At 63.7% G+C, this 22,526-nt stretch carries 33 protein-coding genes; 3 read left to right on the top strand and 30 right to left on the bottom strand.

The window, feature by feature from the left end; all coding sequences use genetic code 11:
• Positions 1-31 precede the first annotated feature (31 nt).
• Positions 32-1,144, bottom strand: coding sequence for an S-(hydroxymethyl)glutathione dehydrogenase/class III alcohol dehydrogenase (locus tag ACHMWQ_RS18125; protein ID WP_396308552.1), 1,113 nt, complete (start codon positions 1,142-1,144; stop codon positions 32-34).
• A gap of 200 nt (positions 1,145-1,344) precedes the next feature.
• Here ACHMWQ_RS18125 and ACHMWQ_RS18130 point away from each other — a divergent pair, with 200 nt between their 5' ends.
• Both ACHMWQ_RS18130 and ACHMWQ_RS18135 read left to right on the top strand, forming a co-directional pair.
• Positions 1,345-2,838, top strand: coding sequence for a DHA2 family efflux MFS transporter permease subunit (locus ACHMWQ_RS18130; RefSeq protein ID WP_396308553.1), 1,494 nt, complete (start codon positions 1,345-1,347; stop codon positions 2,836-2,838).
• A 76-nt stretch (positions 2,839-2,914) separates the two neighbouring features.
• Positions 2,915-3,484 (top strand): nucleoside 2-deoxyribosyltransferase, encoded by a 570-nt coding sequence (locus ACHMWQ_RS18135; RefSeq protein WP_396308554.1) that lies wholly within the window; start codon positions 2,915-2,917, stop codon positions 3,482-3,484.
• A 23-nt stretch (positions 3,485-3,507) separates the two neighbouring features.
• Here the strand turns inward: ACHMWQ_RS18135 and ACHMWQ_RS18140 are convergent, their stop codons facing one another.
• The 3 genes from ACHMWQ_RS18140 to ACHMWQ_RS18150 form a co-directional block, all read right to left on the bottom strand.
• Complete coding sequence (locus tag ACHMWQ_RS18140) at positions 3,508-4,137, bottom strand: glutathione S-transferase family protein (protein WP_396308555.1); 630 nt, start codon at positions 4,135-4,137, stop codon at positions 3,508-3,510.
• Positions 4,138-4,224: 87 nt separating this feature from the next.
• Positions 4,225-5,535, bottom strand: coding sequence for a replication-associated recombination protein A (locus ACHMWQ_RS18145; protein WP_354550008.1), 1,311 nt, complete (start codon positions 5,533-5,535; stop codon positions 4,225-4,227).
• 19 nt (positions 5,536-5,554) lie between these two features.
• A complete protein-coding gene (locus ACHMWQ_RS18150) occupies positions 5,555-6,961 on the bottom strand; it encodes a DegQ family serine endoprotease (RefSeq protein ID WP_396308556.1) in 1,407 nt (468 codons plus the stop codon).
• Between the two features lie 257 nt (positions 6,962-7,218).
• Between ACHMWQ_RS18150 and ACHMWQ_RS18155 the strand changes: the two genes are divergently transcribed.
• A complete protein-coding gene (locus ACHMWQ_RS18155) occupies positions 7,219-8,193 on the top strand; it encodes a hypothetical protein (RefSeq protein ID WP_396308557.1) in 975 nt (324 codons plus the stop codon).
• Positions 8,194-8,711: 518 nt separating this feature from the next.
• On the opposite strand, the gene rplQ is transcribed toward ACHMWQ_RS18155, so the two are convergent.
• From rplQ to rplC, 26 genes are all read right to left on the bottom strand, one after another.
• A complete protein-coding gene (gene rplQ, locus ACHMWQ_RS18160; protein ID WP_266335051.1) occupies positions 8,712-9,143 on the bottom strand; it encodes a 50S ribosomal protein L17 in 432 nt (143 codons plus the stop codon).
• Positions 9,144-9,192: 49 nt separating this feature from the next.
• Positions 9,193-10,209, bottom strand: a complete 1,017-nt coding sequence (locus ACHMWQ_RS18165) for a DNA-directed RNA polymerase subunit alpha (protein WP_266335049.1) — start codon at positions 10,207-10,209, stop codon at positions 9,193-9,195.
• 126 nt (positions 10,210-10,335) lie between these two features.
• Complete coding sequence (gene rpsK / locus ACHMWQ_RS18170; protein WP_266335047.1) at positions 10,336-10,725, bottom strand: 30S ribosomal protein S11; 390 nt, start codon at positions 10,723-10,725, stop codon at positions 10,336-10,338.
• Positions 10,726-10,803: 78 nt separating this feature from the next.
• Positions 10,804-11,172, bottom strand: a complete 369-nt coding sequence (gene rpsM, locus ACHMWQ_RS18175) for a 30S ribosomal protein S13 (RefSeq protein WP_026304634.1) — start codon at positions 11,170-11,172, stop codon at positions 10,804-10,806.
• Between the two features lie 160 nt (positions 11,173-11,332).
• A complete protein-coding gene (locus ACHMWQ_RS18180; protein ID WP_354550014.1) occupies positions 11,333-11,938 on the bottom strand; it encodes an adenylate kinase in 606 nt (201 codons plus the stop codon).
• The gene (gene secY / locus ACHMWQ_RS18185) at positions 11,935-13,269 is read right to left on the bottom strand and encodes a preprotein translocase subunit SecY (RefSeq protein WP_354550016.1); all 1,335 of its coding nucleotides are present in this window, start codon (positions 13,267-13,269) and stop codon (positions 11,935-11,937) included. Before secY ends, ACHMWQ_RS18180 begins: the two co-directional genes overlap by 4 nt.
• 110 nt (positions 13,270-13,379) lie before the next feature.
• A complete protein-coding gene (gene rplO, locus ACHMWQ_RS18190; protein ID WP_354550018.1) occupies positions 13,380-13,865 on the bottom strand; it encodes a 50S ribosomal protein L15 in 486 nt (161 codons plus the stop codon).
• Positions 13,866-13,884: 19 nt separating this feature from the next.
• Entirely contained in the window at positions 13,885-14,091 is a 207-nt protein-coding gene (rpmD, locus tag ACHMWQ_RS18195; RefSeq protein WP_266335037.1) for a 50S ribosomal protein L30, read from the bottom strand.
• 29 nt (positions 14,092-14,120) lie between these two features.
• The gene (gene rpsE / locus ACHMWQ_RS18200) at positions 14,121-14,666 is read right to left on the bottom strand and encodes a 30S ribosomal protein S5 (RefSeq protein WP_266335035.1); all 546 of its coding nucleotides are present in this window, start codon (positions 14,664-14,666) and stop codon (positions 14,121-14,123) included.
• Positions 14,667-14,713: 47 nt separating this feature from the next.
• Positions 14,714-15,070, bottom strand: coding sequence for a 50S ribosomal protein L18 (rplR, locus tag ACHMWQ_RS18205; RefSeq protein ID WP_266335033.1), 357 nt, complete (start codon positions 15,068-15,070; stop codon positions 14,714-14,716).
• Positions 15,071-15,082: 12 nt separating this feature from the next.
• Positions 15,083-15,616, bottom strand: a complete 534-nt coding sequence (gene rplF, locus ACHMWQ_RS18210) for a 50S ribosomal protein L6 (protein WP_354550022.1) — start codon at positions 15,614-15,616, stop codon at positions 15,083-15,085.
• Between the two features lie 40 nt (positions 15,617-15,656).
• Complete coding sequence (rpsH, locus tag ACHMWQ_RS18215) at positions 15,657-16,055, bottom strand: 30S ribosomal protein S8 (protein ID WP_266335029.1); 399 nt, start codon at positions 16,053-16,055, stop codon at positions 15,657-15,659.
• 13 nt (positions 16,056-16,068) lie between these two features.
• A complete protein-coding gene (gene rpsN, locus ACHMWQ_RS18220; protein WP_266335027.1) occupies positions 16,069-16,374 on the bottom strand; it encodes a 30S ribosomal protein S14 in 306 nt (101 codons plus the stop codon).
• Between the two features lie 30 nt (positions 16,375-16,404).
• A complete protein-coding gene (gene rplE / locus ACHMWQ_RS18225; protein WP_266335025.1) occupies positions 16,405-16,962 on the bottom strand; it encodes a 50S ribosomal protein L5 in 558 nt (185 codons plus the stop codon).
• Positions 16,955-17,272: a 50S ribosomal protein L24 gene (gene rplX, locus ACHMWQ_RS18230; protein ID WP_266335023.1), complete on the bottom strand. Its 318-nt coding sequence runs from the start codon at positions 17,270-17,272 to the stop codon at positions 16,955-16,957. The genes rplE and rplX overlap by 8 nt, the downstream gene beginning before the upstream one ends.
• Positions 17,272-17,640 (bottom strand): 50S ribosomal protein L14, encoded by a 369-nt coding sequence (rplN, locus tag ACHMWQ_RS18235; RefSeq protein WP_018184914.1) that lies wholly within the window; start codon positions 17,638-17,640, stop codon positions 17,272-17,274. Before rplN ends, rplX begins: the two co-directional genes overlap by 1 nt.
• A gap of 70 nt (positions 17,641-17,710) precedes the next feature.
• Positions 17,711-17,956 carry a 30S ribosomal protein S17 gene (rpsQ, locus tag ACHMWQ_RS18240; RefSeq protein WP_266335021.1) on the bottom strand — a complete coding sequence of 82 codons (246 nt, stop codon included), beginning with the start codon at positions 17,954-17,956 and terminating at the stop codon, positions 17,711-17,713.
• 10 nt (positions 17,957-17,966) lie between these two features.
• Positions 17,967-18,167, bottom strand: coding sequence for a 50S ribosomal protein L29 (rpmC, locus tag ACHMWQ_RS18245; protein WP_266335019.1), 201 nt, complete (start codon positions 18,165-18,167; stop codon positions 17,967-17,969).
• 25 nt (positions 18,168-18,192) lie between these two features.
• Complete coding sequence (rplP, locus tag ACHMWQ_RS18250; RefSeq protein ID WP_018184911.1) at positions 18,193-18,606, bottom strand: 50S ribosomal protein L16; 414 nt, start codon at positions 18,604-18,606, stop codon at positions 18,193-18,195.
• 31 nt (positions 18,607-18,637) lie between these two features.
• Positions 18,638-19,348: a 30S ribosomal protein S3 gene (gene rpsC, locus ACHMWQ_RS18255; protein ID WP_354550026.1), complete on the bottom strand. Its 711-nt coding sequence runs from the start codon at positions 19,346-19,348 to the stop codon at positions 18,638-18,640.
• Positions 19,348-19,728, bottom strand: coding sequence for a 50S ribosomal protein L22 (rplV, locus tag ACHMWQ_RS18260; RefSeq protein WP_266335014.1), 381 nt, complete (start codon positions 19,726-19,728; stop codon positions 19,348-19,350). Before rplV ends, rpsC begins: the two co-directional genes overlap by 1 nt.
• A gap of 1 nt (position 19,729) precedes the next feature.
• Positions 19,730-20,008 (bottom strand): 30S ribosomal protein S19, encoded by a 279-nt coding sequence (rpsS, locus tag ACHMWQ_RS18265; protein WP_018184908.1) that lies wholly within the window; start codon positions 20,006-20,008, stop codon positions 19,730-19,732.
• A 14-nt stretch (positions 20,009-20,022) separates the two neighbouring features.
• Positions 20,023-20,859 (bottom strand): 50S ribosomal protein L2, encoded by an 837-nt coding sequence (gene rplB, locus ACHMWQ_RS18270; RefSeq protein ID WP_266335012.1) that lies wholly within the window; start codon positions 20,857-20,859, stop codon positions 20,023-20,025.
• A gap of 23 nt (positions 20,860-20,882) precedes the next feature.
• The gene (locus tag ACHMWQ_RS18275; protein WP_018184906.1) at positions 20,883-21,176 is read right to left on the bottom strand and encodes a 50S ribosomal protein L23; all 294 of its coding nucleotides are present in this window, start codon (positions 21,174-21,176) and stop codon (positions 20,883-20,885) included.
• A complete protein-coding gene (gene rplD, locus ACHMWQ_RS18280) occupies positions 21,173-21,793 on the bottom strand; it encodes a 50S ribosomal protein L4 (protein ID WP_396309477.1) in 621 nt (206 codons plus the stop codon). Before rplD ends, ACHMWQ_RS18275 begins: the two co-directional genes overlap by 4 nt.
• A complete protein-coding gene (gene rplC, locus ACHMWQ_RS18285; protein WP_266335009.1) occupies positions 21,793-22,512 on the bottom strand; it encodes a 50S ribosomal protein L3 in 720 nt (239 codons plus the stop codon). The genes rplD and rplC overlap by 1 nt, the downstream gene beginning before the upstream one ends.
• Between the last annotated feature and the right edge of the window lie 14 nt (positions 22,513-22,526).

Raw genomic sequence — 22,526 nt, forward strand, 5'->3', positions numbered from 1 at the left:
AGCCGGAACGACTGCCCGTCAATTCACGCGATCAGAATACGACGACGCTGCGGATCGACTTGCCTTCATGCATCAGGTCGAAGGCGGTGTTGATCTCTTCGAGCGGCATGGTGTGGGTGATCAGGTCGTCGATGTTGATCTTGCCCTCCATGTACCAGTCGACAATTTTCGGCACGTCGGTGCGGCCGCGCGCGCCGCCGAAGGCCGAGCCCTTCCAGACGCGGCCGGTGACGAGCTGGAACGGACGGGTCGAGATCTCGGCGCCCGAGGGGGCCACCCCGATGACGATGCTCTCGCCCCAGCCGCGATGGCAGCATTCCAGCGCCTGGCGCATGGTGTGGACGTTGCCGATGCACTCGAAGGAGAAGTCGGCGCCGCCGCCGGTCAGGTCCACGAGCGCCTGCACGACCTTGTCGCGGCCGACCTCGTCCGGATTGACGAAGTGCGTCATGCCGAACTTCCTGGCCATCGCGACCTTGGACGGGTTCAGATCGACGCCGATGATCTTGTCGGCACCGACCATGCGGGCCGCCTGGATCACGTTGAGGCCGATGCCGCCGAGCCCGAACACGACGACATTGGCGCCCGGCCAGACCTTGGCGGTGTGGATGACGGCGCCGACGCCCGTGGTCACGCCGCAGCCGATGTAGCAGATCTTGTCGAAGGGCGCGTCTTCGCGAACCTTGGCGACCGCGATCTCCGGCAGCACGGTGAAGTTCGAGAAGGTCGACGTGCCCATGTAGTGGAACACGGTCTCGTTCGAGCAGGAGAAGCGCGAGGTCGAATCGGGCATCAGGCCCTGGCCCTGCGTCGAACGGATCGCCGTGCAGAGGTTGGAACGCTGCGACAGGCAGGTTTTGCACTGGCGGCATTCCGGCGTGTAGAGCGGAATGACGTGATCGCCGGGGCGCACCGACGTGACGCCGGCGCCGACCTCGCGGACGATGCCCGCGCCCTCATGGCCGAGGATCGCCGGGAACTTGCCCTCCGAATCGAGGCCGGACAGCGTGTAGGCGTCGGTGTGGCAAACGCCGGTCGCCATGATCTCGACCAGCACTTCGCCGGCGCGCGGGCCGTCGAGGTTGATCGTCTCGATCGTCAGCGGCTTGTTGGCTTCCCAGGCGACGGCGGCACGGGTCTGCATTGGGGCGTTCCTCTCTTCGGGCCGCAAGCGGCCTTTCCACATGGGCTCGGCCGCTTATACGCCAGCCGCGCCGCGATAAAAAACCCTGTTGGTCATGCATCCCGCGATGAGCCCGGTGAAGAGGCGCCGTGGCGGATCCATGCTAGCGTAACGGAAGGTATGAGAGGCGACCATGGACGACCCGGTGGAGCGCAGACAGAGTGTCCCGGTGGAGGCGCCGCGGGCCATCGCGGCTTCATTCCGCGAGCGGCTGGCGCAGCGGCCGGGCTACCCCTGGTATATTTGTCGGCGTCACCTGCATCGGCAGCTTCATGGGTCAGTTCGACGCCAGCGTCGTGCAACTGGCGCTGCCGCATCTCGCCGAAATCTTCCAGGTGCGCGAGACGGTGACGAGCTGGGTCGCCCTCGCCTATTTGCTCAGCTTCTCGGCCTCGCTGCCGATTTTCGGATGGCTCTGCGAACAGTATGGCCGCAAGCCCCTCTATCTGCTGGGCATGGCGGCGTTTCTGGTCGCCTCGGTGCTCTGCAGCCTTGCGACCAGCCTGCCGCAACTGATCGGCTTCCGCGTCCTGCAGGGCCTTGGCGGCGCGCTGCTCGGCGCCAATTCGATCTCGATCCTGGTCCGCGCCTCCGGCAAGGAAAGACGCGGCCGTGCCATGGGCATCTTCTCGGCGGCGCAGGCGGTCGGCGTCAGCCTCGGACCGATCGTCGGCGGCCTGCTGATCGGCTCGTTCGGCTGGCGCTCGATCTTCTGGGTGACGGCGCCGATCGGGGTAATCGGCGTCCTGCTCGGCTGGCTCATCCTGCCGCACGACGAAGGCAAGGGAAGCGGGCGCTTCGACTGGCGCGGCGCCCTGCTGCTACCTCCCGCCCTTCTCTGCATCGTCCTGGCGCTCAGCCAGGCCGCCGACTGGGGCATCGCCTCGGCGGCGTTCATCGGCATGAGCGTGGCGGGCATCGTGCTGCTCGCGCTGTTCATCCTGTACGAGCGACGGACCGATTCGCCCCTGGTCGATCTGAAGCTGTTCCAGTCGGAAGCCTTCTCGCTCGGCATTCTCGCCGTGCTGCTCAGCTACGCCATGCTCTACGGCATGTTCTACCTGATCTCCTTCGCGCTGGTTCGCGGCTTCCACGACGCCCCGGAAGTGGCCGGTCTGCGCCTCGCGGCCATCCCGATCGCGATTGGCATCGCCGCGCCGATCGCCGGCTCCTTCGTCAACCGGCTCGGCGCAACCACGCTCAGCCTCGCCGGCATGGCGATCTGCGGCGTTGCCTTGCTGGCGCTGTCGCTGGTGGCGCTCGAACCCTCGCCCTCCCGCCTGTTCGGCATCCTGGCGCTCGCGGCGTTTGGCGCCGGCCTCGGCATGTTCGTGGCGCCGAACAACAGCGCGACCATGGGCGCCGCGCCACAGGCGCTTTCCGGCGAGGCCGGCGCCATGCTCAACCTCGCAAGGATGCTGGGCGTCAGCCTCGGCGTCGCCAGCGCCGCCTCCATGCTGGCCTGGCGGATGAGCGTCATCCAGGACGCCCGGACCGACGACGTTATCTTCTACGGCCACCCGATCCTCGGCGCGGTCGAAGCGAGTTTTGTCCTGCTCTTCGCCTTTGCCTTGATCGCGACCCTCTGCACGCTGAAACGCAGGCGGCTATCCAGCGAGGACAGCGCGCCGCTCCGTTCCGGCGACAAAGCCTGACGCCCGCCGGGTTGCGCGGGCGTCGCCGGACCCGCTATCCACGGATGCAGAGCTTCCTCCAGAAGGGTTTTCATCCGTGTCGAAAAAGATCTATCTCGCCGGGCCCGAAGTCTTTCTCGCCAATGCCCGCGAGATCCTCGATCGGAAGGCGGCCCTCACCCGGGCCGCCGGCTTCACGCCGATCTCGCCCGGCGACCTGGATATCCCGCCGACGGATACCAAGAAGGGATTCGGCCTGGCGATCAGCGAGATCGACGAACAGATGATGCTGGAAGCGGACGCCATCATCGCGAACCTGACGCCGTTTCGCGGCATAGCGGCCGATACCGGCACGACGTTCGAACTCGGCTTCATGTGCGGGCTCGGCAAGCCGGTCTTCGCCTACACCAACGTCGCCGCCAACCATTTTGCCCGCGTGCTCAACTACTACCAGGGCGCAGTCGCCGAGGGCGCCGACGGCCACAAGCGCGGGCCGGATGGGCTCTCGGTCGAGGATTTCGAGATGATCGACAATTTAATGCTGCATGGCGGCATCGAACGGCGTGGCGGCGCGGTCGTGGTCGGCAATGCCGATCCGGCCGCGCTCTATACCGATCTCGCCGCCTTCGAGGCCTGTCTCGCCATCGCGGTCGAAAAGCTCCGCTGAGGCGATCCGCCCCTCACGGCCGATCAGGCCTTGGGCGGGGATACCGCCTGGGCATTCTCCGCGAAGACCGGCAGGGCCTCGCACTCGGCCGAAAGCGCCTCGAGGCGCGGCCAGTGCTTGTTGCCCAGCAGGCCCGGATGCGCCTCGTTGGTGAAGCGCAGCGCGCAGGCGACGGCGATGTCGGCATGGCCGATGCGGTCGCCGAACCACCAGGCGGTCGGTCGGTCGGCGCGACCCGCCTCCAGCGCGTCGAGCACGCCGGCGATCTGCGTCTTGCAGCGCTCGACCCAGACTTCCGACCGGTCCTTGCGCAGCACAGCCTCGTAAACGAGGCTCACCGCCTTGTCGGCGAGTCCGGTCGCCAGCGCGCAGATTTTCAGGGCGCGCCGCCGCTCCGGTCCGAACGGCGCGATCATCGCCTTCTCCTCGCCGGCCAGTTCATCGAGATAATCGAGAATGGCGGCGCTCTCGATCACCACCTCGCCATCGTCGAGCACCAGGGTCGGAACGCGCGTCAGCGGGTTATAGGGGGCGATCTTTGTGGCATCGCCGAACACCGACCAGGGCCGGTGCTCGAAGGCGATGCCGTAGAGATGCATGGCGATCGCGACGCGACGGACGAAGGGCGAATCATACTGGCCGATGAGGATCAAGGCGGGGCTCCTGAGGTTCGCCCCCAGCATGCAACGAGGCAGGAGGGATTGGGAAGAGGATCCGCGCCAGTCGCAAGCGATCCCCGGCTAGCCGCCGCCGCGCTCCTTGCGGAGCTTTGCCCAATAATCCATGCGCTTGCGGATATCGCGCTCGAAGCCCCGCTCGACGGGCTCGTAGAAATTCTGCCGGCCGAGTGCCGTCGGGAAATAGTCCTGGCCTGAAAAGGCATCCGGCTCGTCATGGTCGTAGCGATAGCCGGCGTTGTAGCCCTCGTCCTTCATCAGCTTGGTCGGGGCGTTCAGGATGTGCTTGGGCGGCAGCAGCGAGCCACCCTGCTTGGCCGCCTGGGTCGCCGCCTTGAAGGCCATGTAGACCGCATTCGATTTGGGCGCCGTGGCGAGATAGACGGCGGCCTGCGCGAAGGCGAGTTCGCCTTCCGGGCTGCCGAGATAGTCATAGGCGTCCTTGGCGGCATTGGCGACGACGAGTGCCTGCGGGTCGGCGAGGCCGATATCCTCGACCGCCATCCGCACCAGCCTTCGGCCGAGATAGAGCGGATCCTCGCCGGCATCGAACATGCGGGCGAGGTAATAGAGCGCCGCGTCCGGATCGGAGCCGCGCACCGATTTGTGCAGGGCGGAGATCAGATTGTAGTGGCCGTCCTGCCCCTTGTCGTAGATCGGCGCCCGGCGCTGGACGATCTCCTGCAGGCCCTTGGCGTCGAAGATCTCGCCGGGTTTCGCGGCCCGCCAGACTTCCTCCGACAGCGTCAGCGAGGCGCGGCCATCGCCATCCGCCATGCGGATCAGCACTTCGCGCGCTTCCTCGTCGAGCGGCAGCGGCTTGCCCTCGACCGCTTCGGCGCGGGCCAGCAGCTTGGCGATCGATTCCGGTCCGTGCGAGTGGAACACCAGCACGCGGGCCCGCGACAGAAGGGCGGCGTTGAGCTCGAAGGACGGATTTTCGGTCGTCGCGCCCACCAGCGTGACGGTGCCGTCCTCCATCACCGGCAGGAAGCTGTCCTGCTGGGCGCGGTTGAAGCGGTGGATCTCGTCGACGAAGAGCAGCGTGCCCTTGCCGATCTGCCGCCGCGCGCGGGCCTGTTCGAACACCTTCTTGAGGTCCGCCACGCCGGAGAAGACGGCCGAGACCTGCTCGAAATGGAGCTCCGTCTCGTTGGCGAGCAGCCGCGCCACCGTGGTCTTGCCGGTGCCGGGCGGGCCCCAGAAGATCATCGAGCCGAGCGAGCCCGAATTCAGCATGCGCGACAGCGCGCCGTCGACGCCGACGAGATGATCCTGGCCGACCACGTCAGCCAGCCGTTCGGGGCGAAGCCGATCGGCCAGTGGCCGCGGCGCGGCCCTCTCCATCCCGGCTGCCTCGAACAGATTGCTCATCTCAAATGTCCAAACCCGATCAACGACCGACCTGCGTGCGGATCAGACGACCGCCGCGCTCGATGACCAGCCTATAGCGCGAAGCCCTCTGCGCCGCGACATCGGCGAGATCCTTGGTCGACGCGATCTTTACGCCGTTGGATTCGACGATGATGTCGCCTGCGCGGAAGCCGACGCCTTCGGCAGGCGATCCGCTCTCGACCGATTGTATCAGAACGCCATTGTCGCGCTTGCCGGCATAGCCGAGTTCCTCAATCACGGCCGGCGAGAGATTGACGACCGTCGCGCCGGAGAAGGGCGATACACCATCGATCGTGCGCCGGTCGCGCGGCGTCGTTTCCGGCGCGGCGATGAGCGCCAGCTCCGCGGCAACGGTCTTGCCGCCGCGTATATAGACGAGCTTTACCGTGGCATCGACGCCCTTGGTGGCGAGGCGATAGTTGAGCCCGTTCGGATCATCCACTTCGACGCCATCGACGCTGATGACGAGATCGCCCGATCGGAGCCCCGCCTTCGCGGCCGGACCGTTCGCCGCCACGTCGGTGACGAGCGCGCCGCGCGGCCGGCCGATGCCGAGCCCATCGGCAATCTCCGGCGTCACCTGCTGCAGGTTGGCGCCGAGCCAGGGCAGCATGAGCTTGCCGTCCTTCAGTGCGGACTGAACAACCACGCGTACCATATTGGAAGGAATCGCAAATCCGATGCCGATCGAACCGCCGCTGCGCGAATAGATCGCCGTGTTGATGCCAACCAGCTTGCCGTCCATGTCGACGAGCGCGCCGCCGGAATTGCCCGGGTTGATGGCCGCATCGGTCTGCACGAAGAACTGATAGTCGGACGCGCCGATCTGCGTACGCGCCAGCGCCGAGACGATGCCACTCGTCACCGTCTGGCCGACGCCGAAGGGGTCGCCGATGGCGAGCACTAGATCGCCGACCTCCAGCGCGTCCGAATCGGCATAGGAAACGATCGGATATCGGCCGTCGCCGCCCTTGAGCCGCAGGACCGCCAGATCCATCCGCTCGTCCTTCAGCACGACCTCGGCCTCGAGCTCCCGCTTGTCGGAGAGCGCGACCTTGACCTCGTCGGCATTGGCGATGACGTGATAATTGGTCACGACGATGCCCGAGGGATCGACGATCACGCCGGAGCCCAGCGACTGCTGGACGCGCTTGCGCGGCGCATTGTTCATCTCGCCGCCAAAGAACCGGCGGAAGAACGGATCATCCATGAAGGGTGAGGCGCGCTGCTGGATGACGCGCGAGGCATAGACGTTGACGACCGCCGGCGAGACCCGCTTGACGATCGGCGAGAAGGAATAGCGGAGCGCAGCCTCCGACTGGGGTACCGTGCGTTCTGCCGCCGTCGCCGGGCCGCAAAGCAACGCGCCGGCCAAACCAACTGCAACCGCAATTCCAAACCGCATGGAGAGAGCCTTTCTGACAGGATTCCTTCGTGAACAATGCTACACGAAATGCGGCACCGCAGTGGCCTTGGCCGGGCGCCTCGCCTTCTGGGTCCGCGAACGAATCCACAGGCCGTACTCGATACGACCTGTTCAACCGCCACAGGCTCGCCCAGACTTCATGCCACTCACGGTCGGATATAGAGTCCTGCCGGCCGGGCGAACTCTTGGCGTCGGGCCCGAGATCTGGATAATCCAGCCGGGACGAAGGGATCAGAATGCTCTGGATCGCACTGTTCATCGTAGGCCTGCTTGGTCTCCTGGCCGGGCTGGTTCCCCTGCTTCTCAATGGGTTGAGCCGCACGAACTTCGCCGGAATCGCTGTCGGCACGGTGCTGCTGGTGGCGGGCGGCGCCGGCGTGATCATGAAGCCGTCCCTGCCGGTCACGATGCCGCATATCGCGATCCTCGAGCCCGCCGCTCCCGAGATCGCGCCGGAAACGCAGATCGTGCCGCCCTCCGAATCAACCCCGGCCGCCGCATCCGAGCCCGCCACGCCGCCACCGAATGTACGCGTGGTCGAGCCGGTCGAGGTCCCGGGCCCGTCCAACAAGGATGAATCGCAGCTCGAGCCGACGCCCCTGCCCGATCCGGTTCCCGTGACGACGACAGTCATTCCGGGCGCCGAGCCGGATCCGATCACCGGCCAGGCCCCATCTTCTGGTGCCGCCACCACCCCGGCGGCGAGCCCTGCCGAAGAAGCCGCGGCCGTACTCGGCCTGCTGGCCCCGCAGCAGCCCAAGGACCAGGCGGCCTTTACCCAGGCCGTTGGAACAGCGCGCGAGGCCTTCGACAAGGCCGATGACGCGCAACGCGATGCGATCCAGCCCCAACGCGCCGCCGCGATCTGCAAGGCGCTGCCGAAGCCCGAAGTGAAAGGCTGGGTCGGCAAGATCCAGTCGATGGAAGCGGATTCAGGCAAGCGCATGACCGTCACCATGGCCCTGCCCGACGGCACGCTGGTGAAGACCTGGAACAACGCGATGTCCGACATGGAGGACCAGACCCTGGTTCCCGCCGGATCCGCCGTCGCGCAGAGCCTCGGCAAGCTGAAGACCGGCGACACGGTGCGCTTCTCCGGCACGTTCTTCGCCGACGAGCCGGACTGCTACCGCTCCAGCCGCCTGTCGCTGAGCCAATCCATGATGGAACCGAGCTTCCTGTTCCGCTTCACGGCGGTGGAGAAGCTGTAGAGCCGGCCCGCGGCTGTTTGGCTCAGCCATTCGCCGGGAATGTGGGCGTCTCATATGGTAGCGGCCTTGGTGATCCAATCGCCGAAAGCCCCTCACCCCAGCCCTCTCCCGCAAGCGGGAGAGGGAGCACGTTGTGCCAGCCGGAACGCCTGAACCATAGGTCCGAGAGTCCTCGCAGCCTTGCGCCTCAGCCATGGGGCGGGAGCCGCGAAGCCGCCGACACGCCGCCCGAAAGCCCTCGCCCACTTGTGGGAGAGGGTTGGGTGAGGGTCTTGCTTCCTCTGCGGAGGGAATTCCACACCGGGCACCGGTGAAAGGAACCCTGACCACCACGACAAAGCAGTCGCTAAGTCGATGCCAAGCGCTCCCGGCACAGTTCCGCCACGGGCTGCCGAGGTGCCGAAACGTCACCCCAGATATATCCACAGCGCCGGCCCTGCCCTGCCCGGCAGCGAAAACCCCAAACGAAAAAGGGCGACCCGAAGGCCGCCCTGATCCAAACCCGAATTGCGAGCAGCTTACGCTGCGACGCCTTCCGAAGCCGCTTCTTCAGCCGCTGCACGGGCGCGGTCCGAAGCGCCCTTGGCGTCGACGTCGCGCTCGACGAACTCGATGACGGCGACCGGGGCGTTATCGCCATGACGGAAGCCGGCCTTCAGAACGCGAAGGTAGCCACCCTGGCGCTCCTGGTAGCGCGGGCCGAGCGTGTCGAACAGCTTCTTGGCTGCTTCGACGTCGCGCAGCTGCGCGATGGCCTGGCGGCGGGCATGCAGGTCGCCGCGCTTGCCGAGCGTGACCAGCTTCTCGACGATCGGACGCAGGTCCTTCGCCTTCGGCAGGGTGGTGACGATCTGCTCGTGCGTGATCAGCGCTACAGCCATGTTCGCGAACATCGCCTTGCGGTGGCTCGCGGTACGGCTGAACTTGCGACCGGAATTACCGTGGCGCATGGCTCTCTCCTCAGTTTATCGACCGGCGGCTCACGCCGTGGGTGCTGTCTTAGTAATGATCTTCGTAACGCTTGGCGAGTTCTTCGATGTTCTCCGGCGGCCAGTTCGTGACCTCCATGCCGAGATGGAGACCCATCTGGGCGAGAACTTCCTTGATCTCGTTGAGCGACTTGCGACCGAAATTCGGCGTCCGCAGCATTTCTGCCTCGGTCTTCTGAATCAGGTCGCCAATATAGACGATATTGTCGTTCTTCAGGCAATTGGCCGAACGGACGGAAAGTTCCAGTTCGTCCACCTTCTTCAGAAGCGACGGATTGAAGGCCAGCTCCGGAATGGCTTCCGAGACGGTTTCCTTCTGCGGCTCTTCAAAGTTGACGAAGATCGACAGCTGGTCCTGAACGATGCGGGCGGCATAAGCCACTGCGTCGTCCGGACGGAGCGAACCATCGGTCTCGACCGTAAGCGTGAGCTTGTCATAGTCGAGAACCTGGCCCTCGCGGGTGTTCTCGACGCGGTACGAGACCTTCTTGACCGGCGAATAGATGCTGTCGACGGGGATCAGCCCGATCGGAGCGTCTTCCGCGCGGTTGCGGTCGGCAGCGACATAGCCCTTGCCGGTATTGACCGTGAACTCCATGCGGATCTCGGCGCCGTCGTCCAGCGTGCAGAGAACCAGCTCGGGGTTCAGGACCTCGATGTCGCCGACGGTCTGGATGTCGCCAGCGGTGACGACGCCCGGTCCGGTCTTGCGAACCACCATGCGCTTCGGGCCTTCGCCCTGCATGCGGATGGAGATTTCCTTGATGTTCAGGATGATGTCGGTGACATCTTCCCGCACGCCGGCAATGGAGGAGAACTCATGCAGCACGCCGTCGATCTGGACGGCGGTAACCGCAGCGCCCTGGAGCGACGAAAGCAGCACGCGGCGCAGCGCATTGCCGAGCGTCAGACCAAAGCCGCGCTCAAGAGGTTCTGCCACAACGGTAGCAAGACGCTTGGGATCGGATCCCGGCGTCACCTCGAGCTTGTTCGGCTTGATCAGCTCTTGCCAATTCTTATGGATCACGACCGTATCCTTTCGATCTCGAACGCCGCCCGACGGTTCGGGTAGCGTGGCGCTCCGGCTAAGGGCGGAGCGCCGAATGCCGATACGCAGTGAAGACGGCGCCCACCGAGGACGCCGTCCGAGGCTTTAGACGCGGCGACGCTTGCGCGGCCGGCAGCCATTGTGCGCGATCGGCGTCACATCACGGATCGAGGTGATGGTGAAGCCAGCAGCCTGGAGGGCCCGGAGAGCCGACTCACGACCCGAACCCGGACCGGTGACTTCGACTTCGAGGGTCTTCATGCCGTGTTCAGCAGCCTTGCGGCTCGCGTCTTCAGCAGCCATCTGTGCTGCATACGGGGTCGACTTGCGCGAACCCTTGAAGCCCATCATGCCAGCCGACGACCAGGAAATCGCATTTCCCTGTGCATCGGTGATGGTGATCATCGTGTTGTTGAACGTCGAGCTCACATGCGCAACGCCCGAGGAGATGTTCTTCCGCTCGCGGCGACGTACGCGCGTTGTGTCCTTGGCCATTCTCTATCCTTACGTTCGATCTCGACACCGCCGTAACACCGGCGGCTCCACCGGGGGCCTAGCGCCCCGAATTCTGAATTACTTCTTCTTGCCGGCGATCGGCTTAGCCGGACCCTTGCGGGTGCGCGCATTGGTATGCGTGCGCTGGCCGCGAACCGGAAGACCACGGCGGTGACGCAGGCCGCGGTAGCAGCCGAGGTCCATGAGCCGCTTGATGTTCATCGCGACTTCGCGACGCAGATCGCCTTCCACGACGTAGTCGCGGTCGATCGCTTCGCGGATCGCCAGAACTTCGGCGTCGGAAAGCTCGTTGACGCGACGCTCGGGAGCGATGTTCGTCTTCGTGATGATGTCCAGCGCGTTCTTCGCGCCGATCCCGTGAATGTACTGAAGCGCGATGACAACGCGCTTGTTCGTCGGGATGTTTACGCCTGCGATACGGGCCAATGCCGTCTCCATCTCCAGCCAACGGAACATTCCGTCGGCGCCTCAAAATCCCGCGTCCGGTGGAGGCCGGCTCGTGCGGGCATTCTCTTGCGCAAACAAGCAATGTCGTCCCCTGAAATATCAGGGAACGCCAAGACCCGTTTGCAGCAGGTCGCGAGCCTTATCGACTCTCGACCTGTTCGTCAAGCCTATCCAGCGTGCTTGCGATCTCCGAGGAAACCTCGTCGATGGAACGCATGCCGTCTATCTCGATCAAACGGCCGCCTGCCCGGTAATAGGGCGAGATGACCGCGGTATCCCGGTTGTAGGCGGCGAGCCGGGTCTTGAAGACATCCGGATCGTCGTCCTTGCGGACCGGCTCACCGCGAGCGCGCGTTTCGTCGGCGCGCTTGGTGATTCGGTCCGTCAGCTTGGACTGGTCGACCTTGAGTTCGACGACGGCATCGAGCTTGACGCCCTTGCTCGCCAGCATCTTCTCAAGCGCGTCCGCCTGGGCAATCGTCCGGGGAAAGCCATCGAGGATGAAACCCTTGCGGGCATCTGCTTCCTCGATCCGCTCCGCCACGATCCCGACGACGACATCGTCGGGAACGAGATTGCCGGCGTCCATGATCGCCTTGGCCTGCAGGCCGATCGGCGTTCCGGCAGCGACGGCGGCCCGCAGCATGTCCCCGGTGGACAGCTGCGGAATTCCGTAACGCTTCACAAGACGAGCCGACTGCGTGCCCTTACCCGCTCCTGGTGGTCCGAGCAGGATCAGTCTCATCGCCTCTTCCCCCGGAGCTTGGACTTCTTGACCAGGCCCTCATACTGATGCGCCAACAGATGGCCCTGGACCTGCGACACCGTGTCCATCGTCACGTTGACGACGATCAGCAGCGACGTACCACCGAAATAGAAGGGTACGTGGGTAGCCGAAATCAGGGCCTCAGGCAGCAGACAGACGATGACCAGATAGACAGCGCCCAGAAGGGTGATGCGCGTCAACACATAGTCGATGTATTCCGCCGTCCTCTGGCCCGGGCGGATGCCCGGAATGAAGCCGCCATGCTTCTTCAGATTGTCGGCCGTATCCGTCGGATTGAACACGATCGCCGTATAGAAAAAGGCGAAGAACATGATCATCGCGGCGTACAGCAGCATGTAGAGCACGGTGCCGTGGCCAAGCAGCGCAACCGTCGAGGTCAGCCAGCCAGGCGCACCGCTGGAGGCGGTGAAGTTGGCAATGGTTGCCGGCAGCAGCAGCAGCGAGGACGCGAAGATCGGCGGGATCACGCCCGACGTGTTCAGCTTCAGCGGCAGATGCGACGACTCACCCTGGAACATCCGGTTGCCAACCTGGCGCTTCGGATACTGGATGATGAGGCGGCGCTGGGCGCGCTCCATGAACACGATGAAGGCGATCGCGACGACGGCGACGACGGCAACGGCCAGGATGACCCAGGTCGGCAGTGCGCCCTGACGGCCAAGCTCGAGCATGCCGATCAAGGCATGCGGCAGGTTGGCGACGATGCCGGCGAAGATGATCAGCGAAATACCGTTGCCGATACCGCGCGACGTGATCTGCTCACCGATCCACATCAGGAACATCGTGCCGCCGGTCAGGGTGATGACCGTGGCGATCCGGAAGAACATGCCGGGATCGATGACGATGTTGGTTCCGCCTTCGAGACCGACGGCGATGCCGTAGGCCTGCACGATGGCCAGAGCCACCGTCCCGTACCGCGTGTACTGGTTGATGACCTTGCGACCCGCCTCCCCTTCCTTCTTCAAGGCTTCGAGGGAGGGTACGATCGACGTCATCAACTGGATGATGATCGACGCGGAGATGTACGGCATGATGCCGAGCGCAAAGATCGCCATGCGTCCGACGGCACCGCCGGAGAACATGTTGAACAGGCCCAGGATGCCGGACTGCTGATTGTTGAAGGCGCTTGCCAGCGCTTCCGGATTGATGCCGGGAAGCGGGATATAGGTGCCGAGCCGATAGACGAGCAGCGCACCCAGTGTGAACCAGATGCGCTTCTTCAGAGCCTCGGCTTTGGCGAAGGCGCCAAAATTGAGATTGGCCGCCAGTTGTTCAGCCGCTGATGCCATTCGCCGCTCCGTTCGGGCCCGGAAACCGGGCCCCAATGCCCCTACCGGGCATCAAGTGGTCTCTCGGAGGCGCCACGACAAGCGGCGGCGCCCCTCCCCGAACGACGCAGTTATTCTGCGTCCGTCTTTTCAGCCTTGACGGCGAGGAGCTTGACGGAACCGCCAGCCTTCTCGACCGCTTCGATAGCGGGCTTGGAAGCGCCTGCGATCTCGAAGTTGACGGCGACCTTGAGCTCGCCAACGCCCAGCAGACGAACACCGTCCTGAACGCGACGCAGCACGCCGGCTTCCTTCAGCGCTTCGACCGTCACCGGCTTCGTCGCATCGAGCTTGCCCGCATCGATCGCCGTCTGGACACGGCCGAGGGAGACCTCGTTGTAGTCCTTGGCGAAAATGTTGGTGAAGCCGCGCTTCGGCAGACGCCGATGCAGCGGCATCTGGCCGCCTTCAAAGCCCTTGATCGCCACACCCGTGCGCGACTTCTGGCCCTTGACGCCGCGACCACCGGTCTTGCCCTTGCCGGAACCGATACCGCGTCCAACGCGCATACGGTCCTTGCTGGAACCCGGGTTGTCGTTGATCTCGTTGAGCTTCATCGAACTGGTCCTTCTGGGCTCACGCCTCGTCCACAACGCGGACGAGGTGAGCCACCTTGGCGATCATGCCGCGAACCGCAGGAGTGTCCTGCAGCGTCGAACGGCGACGGATCCTGTTGAGGCCGAGGCCGATCAGCGTTGCACGCTGGTCAGCCGGGCGGCGGATCGGGCTGCCGGTCTGCTCGACGGTAACCGTCTGGGCGGCGCCTTCAGATTTCTTGGCCATTGGTCAAATCCTCGAATTCAATCGGGCGCTCACGCCTCGGCGGAAGCTTCGGCTTCGCCGCCGCGACGGGCCTGCAGTGCCGACACCTTGATGCCGCGACGAGCCGCGACCGAACGCGGGCTGTCTTCTGCACTCAGTGCAGCGAACGTAGCACGCACCATGTTGTACGGGTTCGACGAACCCATCGACTTGGCGACGACGTCCTGGACACCGAGGGTCTCGAACACGGCGCGCATCGGACCACCGGCGATGATGCCGGTACCCGGCGCTGCGGCGCGCAGGAAGACCTTGCCGGCGCCATGGCGACCGAACACGTCATGATGAAGCGTACGTCCCTCGCGGAGCGGAACCCGAACCAGGCTGCGCTTTGCGGCTTCCGTCGCCTTGCGGATTGCTTCCGGCACTTCACGTGCCTTGCCGTGGCCGAAACCGACCCGGCCCTTCTGGTCGCCGACGACGACGAGGGCTGCGAAGCCGAAACGCCGTCCGCCCTTCACCACCTTCGCGACGCGATTGATGTGAACGAGCTTGTCGACGAATTCGCTGTCGCGCTCTTCCCGCTGCTCTCTGGCCATCGAAAGATCCAATCGTCCTGTGTTACGTGATGACGCGCCTCAGCGCATCAGAAGTCCAGACCGCCCTCGCGAGCGCCATCAGCCAGCGCCTTGACGCGGCCATGAAAGAGATACGCACCGCGGTCGAACACGACCTGGCTCACGCCAGCAGCCTTGGCACGCTCGGCGACGAGCTTGCCAACCGCTTCGGCGGCCGCCTTGTCGGCACCCGTCTTCAGCGCGCCGCGCAGATCCTTCTCGAGCGACGAAGCCGCGGCGAGGGTACGCCCCTCGGCATCGTCGATGATCTGGGCATAGATATGCTCCGACGAGCGATACACGCTGAGCCGGGGACGTCCGTTCGCAACCTTGCGGAGCGCCCGGCGGACGCGCGCAGCGCGACGGTCCTGCAGATTATTTGCCATGACGGGCTCCGTTTACTTCTTCTTGCCTTCCTTGCGGAAGATCGTTTCGGTGGCGTACTTGACGCCCTTGCCCTTGTAAGGCTCGGGGCTGCGATATTCGCGAATCTCGGCCGCGACCTGGCCGACCCGCTGCTTGTCCATGCCCGAAACGATGATCTCGACCGGGCGCGGCGTCACAATCGTGATGCCTTCCGGGATCGCATAGACCACGTCGTGGCTGTAGCCAAGAGCGAGCTGCAGGTTCGAGCCTTGAACGGCAGCGCGGTAACCCACGCCGTTGATCTCGAGCTTCTTGGTGAAGCCCTCGGTCACGCCCTTCATCAGATTCGAAATCATCGTACGCGACATACCCCAAGCGGCGCGAGCCGGCTTGCTGTCGTCACGCGGGGCGACCTGAACGCCCGCTTCCGTCAGTTCAACTTCGACGTGCTCCGTGAAGTCGAAGGACATTTCGCCCTTCGGACCCTTCACAGAAACCGTCTGGCCGTTGATCGTAGCCGTTACGCCCTTGGGCACCGCTACCGGCTTCTTACCAATACGAGACATCAGACAAATCCGTCCGGTTCGTGTTTCGCCATCAACCAGATCAGAATACCTGGCAAAGAACCTCGCCGCCGACATTCTGGTCGCGGGCGTCCGTATCCGACATCACGCCCTTCGGCGTGGAGAGGATGGACACGCCGAGACCATTCTTGACCTGCGGAATGTTCTTGACCGAGGCATAGACCCGGCGACCCGGCTTCGAGACACGCTCGATTGTGCGGATCACAGGCTCGCCATCATAATACTTCAGTTCGATCTCGATCACCGGGCGGCCATCGCCGCTGTCCACCGACGCAAAGCCACGAATGTAGCCTTCCGACTGCAGCACTCCGAGAACGTTCTCGCGCAGCTTGGAAGCGGGAGTCGAAACCTTCGACATCCGGCGCATCTGAGCATTGCGGATACGGGTGAGCATATCACCCAGAGGATCGGTCATTGTCATCGGACCGTGCTCCTTACCAGCTCGACTTGACGAGGCCCGGGATCAACCCCAGCGACCCGAGTTCGCGCAATGCAATACGCGACATCATCAGCTTGCGATAGACACCGCGCGGGCGGCCCGTCACTTCGCAACGATTACGGATGCGCGTCTCGGACGCGTTCCGCGGCAGCTCTGCGAGCTTGAGGCGCGCCTGGAAGCGTTCCTCGAGCGACAGGCTCTCGTCATTGGCCACAGCCTTCAGGCGGTCGCGCTTGGGAGCATACTGCTTCGCAAGCTTGCGGCGCCGGTTGTTCTTCTCGATCGAGCTTTTCTTAGCCATCGATAATCCCTCGTCCTATCCCGGCACCGGTTACTGGCGGAACGGGAAGTTCATCGCCTTCAGAAGGGCGCGAGCTTCCTCGTCAGTCTTGGCCGTGGTGCAGACGATCACGTCCATTCCCCAGACCTGATCAATCTTGTCGTAATTGATCTCCGGGAAAATCAGGTGTTCCTTGATGCCCATGGCGAAGTTGCCACGACCGTCGAAGCTCTTCGGATTGAGCCCGCGGAAGTCGCGAACGCGCGGCAGCGCGATCGTGACCAGGCGGTCCAGGAATTCGTACATGCGCGACTTGCGCAGCGTAACCTTGCCGCCGATCGGCATATGCTCGCGCAGCTTGAAAGTCGCGATGGACTTCGAGGCCTTGGTCACAGCGGGCTTCTGACCGGCGATGAGCGCCAGATCGCCAAGGGCCGTACCGACCTTCTTGGAATCATTGACGGCTTCGCCGATGCCCATGTTCAGGACGATCTTCTCGAGACGAGGAACCTGCATCGGGTTCTTGTACCCGAATTCCTCGACGAGCTTCGCCCGAACTTCGTCTTCATAAAACTTCTTGAGCCGCGGCTCGTAAGCTGCCTCAGCCATCGATCACATCTCCCGAACGCTTTGCGACGCGTTGCTTGCGCCCGTCTTCGGTCACTTTAAAGCCGACGCGGGTCGGCTTGCCGTCCTTGGGGTCCGCCAGCGCGACGTTCGACAGATGGATCGTGAGCTCCTTGGCAACAATGCCGCCCTGCTCGCTCGCCGTCTGCTTCTGGTGCTTGCGCGCGACGTTCACACCACGCACGACGGCGCGGTCTTCGGTCGGGATCACGCGGAGCACTTCGCCCGACTTGCCCTTGTCCTTACCCGTGAGGACGACGACGTTGTCGCCCTTCTTGATCTTAGCAGCCATCACAGCACCTCCGGCGCGAGCGAGATGATCTTCATGTGGTTCTTCGCGCGAAGCTCACGCGGAACCGGTCCGAAGATACGAGTCCCGATCGGCTCCTTCTGGTTGTTGATCAGAACCGCCGCATTCTTGTCGAAACGGATGACACTGCCATCCGCGCGACGGATATCCTTAGCTGTGCGAACGACGACCGCCTTCATGACGTCGCCCTTCTTCACGCGACCACGCGGGATCGCCTCCTTGATCGACACGACGATGATGTCGCCGACCGAGGCGTACTTCCGCTTGGAACCGCCGAGAACCTTGATGCACATCACACGACGAGCGCCGGAATTATCCGCCACGTCGAGGTTAGTCTGCATCTGAATCATGACTGGCCGCCTACTTTTCTGGTCGCCACCGATCCAAAGGGATCAGCAGCAACGAACCTTATCCAGTGCCTTACTTATCGCCCGACTGCTCGGAGATAACGACCCAGCGCTTATTCTTCGAGATCGGCGCAGTCTCTTGGATCGAGACGATATCGCCAATCTTGTGAACATTGCCCTCGTCATGGGCATGATACTTCTTCGTCCGCCGCACGGTCTTCTTCATGACCGGGTGCGTGAAGCGCCGCTCGACGAGAACGACGACAGTCTTGTCGGTCTTGTCGCTGACGACGCTGCCCTGCAGAACGCGTTTCGGCATTGTCGCCTCCTCAGCGCTTGTCCGCCGCGCTCTTCTGCGCAGCGATGGTCTTGATCCTGGCGATGTCGCGGCGAACCTGCCGGACACGCGCCGTGTTTTCGAGCTGTCCGGTAGCCCGCTGAAAGCGCAGGTTGAACTGCTCCTTCTTCAGGTTCCCGAGCTCGGTATCGAGCTGATCGGCGGTCTGCAGCCGAACGTCTTTCGCCTTCATGGCAGTATCCTCGTCCGTTCGCCGATCAATCGGCGATGCGCTGTACGAAGCGCGTCTTGATCGGGAGCTTCGCCGCGCCGAGGCGGAGCGCCTCGCGGGCAGTCTCCTCGTCGACACCGTCGATCTCAAACATGATCCGACCAGGCTTAACGCGGGAGGCCCAGAATTCCGGCGCTCCCTTGCCCTTACCCATTCGGACTTCGGTCGGCTTCGACGTGACGGGCACATCCGGGAAAATCCGGATCCACACTCGACCGGCACGCTTCATAGCACGTGTAATCGCACGGCGGGCCGCTTCGATCTGTCGCGCTGTTACGCGTTCCGGCTCGAGGGCCTTGAGGCCGAACCCGCCAAAGTTCAGATCCGTACCACCCTTGGCAACGCCATGGATACGGCCCTTGAACTGCTTGCGGAACTTGGTGCGCTTCGGTTGCAGCATTTCTGTTCTCTCTCGCCCTCAGGTCGACCGATTAGGCCGCGGAGTCGCGACGACGAGTATTCGAGCCCTGCTCGTTACCCTCAGTCTGGCGACGCTCGGAAGCCATCGGATCGTGCTCGAGGATCTCACCCTTGAAGATCCACACCTTGATGCCGCACGTGCCATAGGCCGTGTGCGCCGTCGCGGTGCCATAGTCAATGTCTGCGCGCAGCGTATGCAGCGGAACGCGACCTTCGCGGTACCATTCCAGACGCGCGATTTCCGCGCCGCCAAGACGGCCGCCGGCGTTGATGCGGATGCCCTGGGCACCCAGACGCATCGCCGACTGCACGGCACGCTTCATCGCGCGGCGGAACGCAACGCGGCGCTCCAGCTGCTGTGCGATCGAGGCAGCCACCAGGGTCGAGTCGATTTCCGGCTTGCGCACTTCGACGATATTGAGATGCACTTCGCTGTCGGTCAGCTTGCCGACCAGCTTGCGAAGCTTCTCGATATCGGCACCCTTCTTGCCGATGACGATACCCGGACGAGCCGAGTAAATCGTCACGCGGCACTTACGGTGCGGGCGCTCGATCACGATCTTGGAGACCGCGGCCTGCTTCAGCTCGACCATGAGCTTTTCGCGGATCCGCATGTCCTCATGAAGCAGCTTGCCGTATTCGCCCTTGTTGGCGAACCAGCGGCTGTCCCACGTCCGGTTGATACCGAGGCGGAGGCCAATCGGATTGACTTTCTGGCCCATTATGCAGCCTCCTCGGTTTCACGCACCACAATGGTGAGGTGCGAAAACGGCTTCTCGATCCGGCCGACACGACCGCGAGCCCGCGGCGTCCAGCGCTTCATGACCAGGGCCTTGCCGACAAACGCTTCGGCAACGACCAGCGAATCAACGTCGAGATCGTGATTGTTCTCGGCGTTTGCGATCGCTGATTCCAGCGTCTTTTTGACGTCCAGTGCGATCCGCTTGTTCGAGAAGGTCAGATCGGCCAGAGCCGCGCTTGCCTTCTTGCCCCGGATCAGCTGGGCGACGAGATTGAGCTTGCGCGGAGAGACACGGATCATCCGCGTGATGGCGCGGGCCTCGGTGTCTTTCAGCGCGCGTTCGCGCTTCGGCTTGCCCATGTTACTTCCTCTTCGCCTTCTTGTCGGCCGTGTGGCCATAGTAGGTCCGGCTCGGCGAGAACTCGCCGAACTTGTGGCCAACCATGTCCTCGTTGACGATGACCGGAACGTGCTTCTGGCCGTTATAGACGCCAAACGTCAAGCCCACAAACTGGGGCAGGATCGTGGAGCGACGGCTCCAGATCTTGATAACCTCGCCACGACCCGAAGAGCGGCTCTTCTCTGCCTTGCGCAGGAGATAACCGTCGACGAACGGGCCTTTCCAAATAGAACGAGCCACGGACAGCCTCTCTCTTACTTGCTCTTGCGCAGATGACGGCTGCGCGCGATGAACTTGTCGGTCGACTTATTATTGCGGGTCTTCTTGCCCTTGGTCGGCTTGCCCCAGGGCGTAACCGGATGACGGCCACCCGAGGTGCGGCCTTCACCACCGCCGTGCGGATGGTCGACCGGGTTCATGGCGACACCGCGCACGCTCGGACGCTTGCCAAGCCAACGATTACGACCGGCCTTGCCGAGCGAGATGTTGGAATGGTCAGGGTTCGAAACCGCGCCGATCGTGGCCATGCAGGTCTGGTGAACCAGGCGCTGCTCACCCGAATTCAGGCGAAGAATGGCCATGCCCGCGTCGCGACCAACATACTGTGCATAAGCACCGGCCGAACGTGCGATCTGACCGCCCTTGCCGGGCTTCATCTCGACATTGTGCACGATCGTGCCGACCGGCATCGCGCCGAGCGGCATGGCGTTGCCGGGCTTCACGTCGGCCTGGGCCGATGCAATGACCTTGTCGCCAACGGCCAGGCGCTGCGGCGCCAGGATGTAGCTAAGCTCACCGTCTTCATACTTGATGAGGGCGATGAAGGCCGTACGGTTCGGATCGTACTCGATCCGCTCGACGACGGCCGGAATGTCGCGCTTGTTCCGCTTGAAATCGATCAGGCGGTAGGTGCGCTTGTGGCCACCGCCACGGCCATAGGCCGTGACGCGTCCGAGATTGTTGCGACCGCCGCTCTGGCGGAGACCAACCGTCAGGCCCTTGACGGGCTTGCCGGCGTAGAGCTCCGAGCGATCGACGAGAACGAGCTGGCGCTGTCCCGGCGTTGTCGGCTTGTAGTGCTTGAGAGCCATGGCTTCAGCCTATTTTCTTCGCGTCAGAGACCGGTAGAAACGTCGATCGACTGACCTTCAGCCAGCGTCACGATCGCCTTCTTGACGTCGCTCTGCTTGCCCACGATACCGCGGAAGCGCTTCACCTTGCCCTTGCGGACCAGGGTGTTGACGCCCGTGACCTTAACCTTGAACAGCGCTTCGACAGCCGCCTTGATTTCGGGCTTCGTCGCGGTCTTCAGAACGTTGAAGACGACCTTGCTCTGTTCGGTGGCAATGGTCGACTTCTCGCTCAGCACCGGGCTGCGGATGATGTCGTAATGCGACAGATTGCTCATTTGAACCGCTCCTGCAGCGCTTCGACCGCAGCCTTGGTCAGCACGAGCTTCTCGCGGCGCAGAATGTCGTACACGTTGATGCCCTGCACCGGCAGAACGTCGATGTGCGGCACGTTCCGGGTAGCGAGCCCGAAGTTCTCATTGACCGACGCGCCGTCGATGATCAGCGCATTGGCCCAACCCAGCTTGGCGAGGTTCTCGCGAACCGCCTTCGTCTTCGGCGCATCGATGGCGATGTCCGAGACGATGACCAGGTTGTCGCCCCGGGCCTTGGCCGAGAGCGCATGCTTCAGAGCAAGCTGGCGGAACTTCTTGGTCAGGTCATGCGCATGGCTGCGCACCACCGGACCGAAGGCCTTGCCGCCGCCGCGGAACTGCGGCGCAGTCTCGGCACCGTGGCGTGCGCCGCCGGTACCCTTCTGCTTGTACATCTTCTTGGTCGTGCCGGAGACTTCCGAGCGACCCTTCGACTTGTGGGTGCCAGCCTGGCGCTTGGCCAGCTGCCACCGCACCATGCGGTGCAGGATGTCGCCGCGCGGCTCGAGACCAAAGATCTCGTCCGAGAGCGAAATTTCGCCCGCTGCCGTGCCGTCGAGCTTGGTGACCTTAATATCCATCATTCGGCCTCCTTCGCTTCGACCGCAACTTCAGCCGCCGCGCCGTTCTTCCGGATTGCGCCGGGAACCGGAGCATCCTTGGGAAGTGCGCGCTTGACCGCATCGCGAACCTCGATCCAGCCGCCCTTGGCGCCGGGAACGGCACCCTCGACCATGATCAGGCCGCGCTCGACATCCGTGCGAACGACCTTGAGGTTCTGAGTGGTCACGCGGACATCGCCCATGTGACCAGCCATCTTCTTGTTCTTGAACACCTTGCCCGGGTCCTGGCGCTGGCCAGTCGAACCGTGCACACGATGCGATACCGAGTTACCGTGTGTCGCGCGGCCACCACTGAAGTTGTGGCGCTTCATGACACCGGCAAAACCCTTACCGATCGAGGTGCCGCTAACGTCGACGAACTGTCCGACGACGAAATGCTCGGCGGTGAGCTCGGCACCAACCTCGATGAGGTTGTCCGGGGTCACACGGAACTCCGTGACCTTGCGCTTTGGCTCGACCTCTGCCTTGGCGAAATGACCACGCTCAGCCTTGGGCGTGTTCTTCACCTTGGCGAGACCGCTTCCAAGCTGGACCGCGGTGTAACCGTTCTTATCTTCCGTCCGATGAGCGACAACCTGACAGTTGTCCAGCTTCAGCACCGTTACCGGCACCTGCTCGCCTGCATCCGTATAGATGCGGGTCATGCCCACCTTCTGTGCGATCAATCCAGAGCGCATTCTATCCTCGCTCG

It is taken from the genome of Kaistia sp. UC242_56, assembly GCF_044452255.1.
Lineage (GTDB): Bacteria > Pseudomonadota > Alphaproteobacteria > Rhizobiales > Kaistiaceae > Kaistia > Kaistia defluvii_A.